The sequence below is a fragment of the Candidatus Erwinia dacicola genome, assembly GCF_001756855.1.
Classification (GTDB): Bacteria; Pseudomonadota; Gammaproteobacteria; order Enterobacterales; family Enterobacteriaceae; genus Erwinia; species Erwinia dacicola.
This window is the reverse complement of record NZ_MAYS01000579.1, coordinates 1-3,404: the sequence shown is the minus strand read 5'-3', so window position 1 is coordinate 3,404 and position 3,404 is coordinate 1. Positions and strand designations below refer to the sequence as shown.

Below are 3,404 nucleotides of genomic sequence, written 5' to 3'. Positions count from 1 at the left end.
TCAGGTGATCCGAAAAGAAGCGATTCAGATTACTAACCATCAAGTGTCACATCGCGCGAGAAACGACGCTGCTTCAGCGCAGTCGCCAGCCATCGGGTAACAAATAGGTTTTCCTGCGCCGGCGAAAGAACGCCACCATCCTGTCTGGCCAGTGCCAGCGCTACCAGGGCGCACCATGCCAGATGGCCCGATTTTTCTGTCACAGCCACGTTGGCTCACTCCCTGTATGAAAAAATGAGGTTCTATGCCGGAACCGCCGAAATTTCTGTTACCTCATTCAAGCCCAACTAACAGCGCGTTCTGGGGGCTGTCTGGAGAATGCAGATAGTCGCCCCTCCGAATTAACTTGCTTATTGTGAGACATCTCAGTTACCGCCCAGTATGTTGACGACCCAACGGGGTTCATCAATCATGAGAGATTTATCTATCTCAATCGCACCAATACGTGAATTATACGTGCGGATAAGCCTTGCCAGTCCTTCGCGGATTTTATCACCGTCATAAATTGCAATTTCTTCTATATTATTTCCTATAAAAGTTTCAGCTGCCTGGACGGAAATCTGCTCTGACATACCGACGTTATCGGCCATTTGGCGTGCAGCAATGACTCTGCTTTCAGGAGTGAGTATGACCGGCCTGTAACCTGCCCGTTTATTCTCAACACACCGTGAAATCAACTTTTCCATAGGGGAGGTGGTAACGTGGAATGCCGTTGTGCCCACCTGAAAATCCCCCTCGCGATCGGTGTGCAGATCAGCCGTATTGGCTCTGTCACTTCCGATTTCAACGTTGGGAAAGCGTAGCTGGAGTTTGGCACCTATAAGATGCTGAAGTACCGCACCGGTGGGTTTATCAGAACGTTCTGCAGCGCCATTGAGAATATCGCTAACAACAGAGGAAACAGGCTTACGATAATCCAGTTCGACGGCAATCCTCTGTTTGTCAAAATAGTCGAGACGCACACATTTAACGAAAAATGATTCAAGCAGATTTGAAGCCTTTGCCAAATCGACAGACTCATTTTTGTTAACCTGAGTGCCGTTAAGCACATCCCGGAATGCTGCAGCTAAAAAGATAGTTCCTCTGGATGTGCGCCCACCTTCACGGGTGAAAAGACGTGTTTTACCATGTTGTTCCAGGATTTTAGATATGGTGGCACCGCTTAGCCCCCGCACCTGACTTTTACCTTCACTGTAAAGCCGTTCGTCAGTGATAGGGATGCCATCGGCCATCATGCGTGAGACGATCAGACCCGCATTCATCACGTTTGTATTTATTGAACCACTCTTGGCGCGCTCTCCTTCATACCAGGATTTTGCCGCTGCAAGATATGCTTCTGTATTGTTGAACTCATCCATTCGCTTTTCTTCCATGTGATTTTCTTGCTGCCTCCAGGTGCGGAAGGATCATATGCCGGGCAACCCAGCTAACAACCGGAACCGCGACAGCGTCCCCGAAACCATATTGAATCTGAGAGTCACGCATATTTTCCAGCGTGTACCAGCCTGCCCCCATCAAACGCGCATACTCAAGCCCGGTCATCCACCGGACCTTTAACGATCCCTGCCCCATAACCACAACTGCCTGTTTGGAAGAGCCGCCCCGCGCCGTACGTAAACATCCAGAAATATCTTCTGCTCTCATTTCCCATACTGGGATTCCATTTCGCGTGCGTCGGTAGGCAGTTCTGGCAGTTATACTATTCAGAGAGACTAAGTGTTCTAACCTTTCCCGCTGAACCGCTGACATTGAGTTTTTAAAAAGGGTGATCTTCGCTGCTTTCCACCACCTCGGGTCGCTGTCAGGCATAGTCTCCGTTTCCAGCGTGAATCCCTGGCTAAGAAGATCTGGCGCTTTGGGTAAAGGCATCATGAAAGTGCGCACTTCAGGATCTTTATGTAGCCAGGAAAGCCAGTCAGGTCTCAGGCATGTGTCTTGTTCACCACCATCAATCGGATTTTTTGCTCCTATAAGAAACAGCCGGGGCCTGGATTGCGGAACAAAACGCCGGGCATCAAGAGTGATAGCATCGACTGCATAGCCTAACGCATTGAACTCTTTAACCGCTGCCCTCAAATCTTCCCTATTATGAGACGAGGCTAAACCAGTAACGTTCTCAAGAACGATCACTTCCGGCCGACGCTCATTCATACCGGCTAGTAAATCAGTAAAACCGAAAAATGCAGATGATTCTCTGCCTCCCCGCAGGCCTACACGCTTACCTGCCAGACTGAGGTCCGTACAGGGTGAGGAAGCCCATGCAACATTTGCTGCTGGCAGGTTTTCGCTTTTGAGGGTGTGAATATCCGCCAGCAAAAGCTCATGAGATTTCCAGTGTCCTTCATACATCGACTTTTTATTCTGGTCATAGTCATTAGCCCAGACAGTCCTGATCCCAGTCTGTTCCATCCCGGCTCTGACAAGACCGATACCCGCAAAGAACTCCAATGCAGTCCATTCGTAATCGTCACGAATCGGTATAATATTCACTCAACCCCTCCCGTTTATATGTGCTTATCATCTCATATGTGGGTTAGTCAGGCATTTACTCTCAGCGGAATTTCAATTTTGATGATTTATCGTTTTTACGTAGGCGTTAACAGGGGCAAGGAATGCCCTTTCGATTGGTTTGGAAGGATGAAGTGCCCCCTTTTCTGAAACAGACTGATTACATCTTTTAGTCTTCATTAAACATACAAGTACTAATCTGCGACAGCCATCACCACCTGTTCAATTGCGAGGCGCAGCGGCAGATACTCGCCGCCGGGCAAACCTGAAAAGACGGCCTCCAGCTTTTTCAGCTCCGCAAGCAGTGCAGGAGCCGTTGTTTCCTCACCACGTAATGCAATCCTGAAGTAACAGTTTCCCAGAAGGCAGCACGCCATATGCCAGTTGTCCGGAGCACAATCAAAATCCGTCATCAGACCTCCGTTTAAGCCCCGTTCGCCGATCCTGTTTCCAGCTGTTTAATTGCCAGCTGAAGTGAAAGCGGCCCCATTCCCACTCGAAACGCAACAAAACCGAGGGGGCTTATGCCGCCAGTAAGTGCGTTAAAAATACCTCGTTGGGGGAACGATAGCCCAGTGATTTTCTCCCGCGCGTGTTGAGTATGTGTTCGAGTTCAGCCATCTTGCGATGGCTCACCTGACTGAAGTCGGTTCCCTTGGGGTAAAAGCGCCGTATCAGACCGTTGGTATGCTCATTCAGGCCACGTTCCCAGGAATGGTATGGGCGTGCAAAGTAGACCTGCGCCCCTGTGATTTCCGTGATTTGCTCGTGCAGGGCGAATTCAGGGCCGTTATCTGCGGTCAGGGTCTTAAACTCGCAGAAGGTATTGGCTTCAATGTCCCTGAAAGCGGCAGCCACGGTCTCCGCCGGCTTATTGGGCAACTTGCGAATGATGA

4 protein-coding genes and 1 pseudogene are annotated in these 3,404 nt (G+C 49.7%); all 5 read right to left on the bottom strand.

Annotation, left to right across the window (positions count from 1 at the left end):
• Positions 1-38: 38 nt before the first annotated feature.
• A pseudogene (locus BBW68_RS17230) lies at positions 39-209 on the bottom strand (DUF2913 family protein); the annotation flags it as partial.
• A 156-nt stretch (positions 210-365) separates the two neighbouring features.
• The gene (locus BBW68_RS17225; protein ID WP_083264933.1) at positions 366-1,358 is read right to left on the bottom strand and encodes a DUF4928 family protein; all 993 of its coding nucleotides are present in this window, start codon (positions 1,356-1,358) and stop codon (positions 366-368) included.
• Positions 1,351-2,490 carry a DNA cytosine methyltransferase gene (locus BBW68_RS14345; RefSeq protein ID WP_070135868.1) on the bottom strand — a complete coding sequence of 380 codons (1,140 nt, stop codon included), beginning with the start codon at positions 2,488-2,490 and terminating at the stop codon, positions 1,351-1,353. Before BBW68_RS14345 ends, BBW68_RS17225 begins: the two co-directional genes overlap by 8 nt.
• Positions 2,491-2,702: 212 nt before the next feature.
• On the bottom strand, positions 2,703-2,921 hold the full coding sequence (locus BBW68_RS14340) for a hypothetical protein (protein WP_070135867.1): 219 nt from the start codon (positions 2,919-2,921) through the stop codon (positions 2,703-2,705).
• A gap of 109 nt (positions 2,922-3,030) precedes the next feature.
• Positions 3,031-3,404: IS30 family transposase (locus BBW68_RS14335; RefSeq protein WP_148127712.1), on the bottom strand; the 374-nt coding region annotated here is incomplete at its 5' end.

Bases quoted from the DNA above. Each gene is read 5' to 3' on its own strand.
- BBW68_RS17225 (WP_083264933.1), bottom strand. From the start codon at position 1,358: ATGGATGAGTTCAACAATACAGAAGCATATCTTGCAGCGGCAAAATCC.
- BBW68_RS14340 (WP_070135867.1), bottom strand. From the start codon at position 2,921: ATGACGGATTTTGATTGTGCTCCGGACAACTGGCATATGGCGTGCTGC.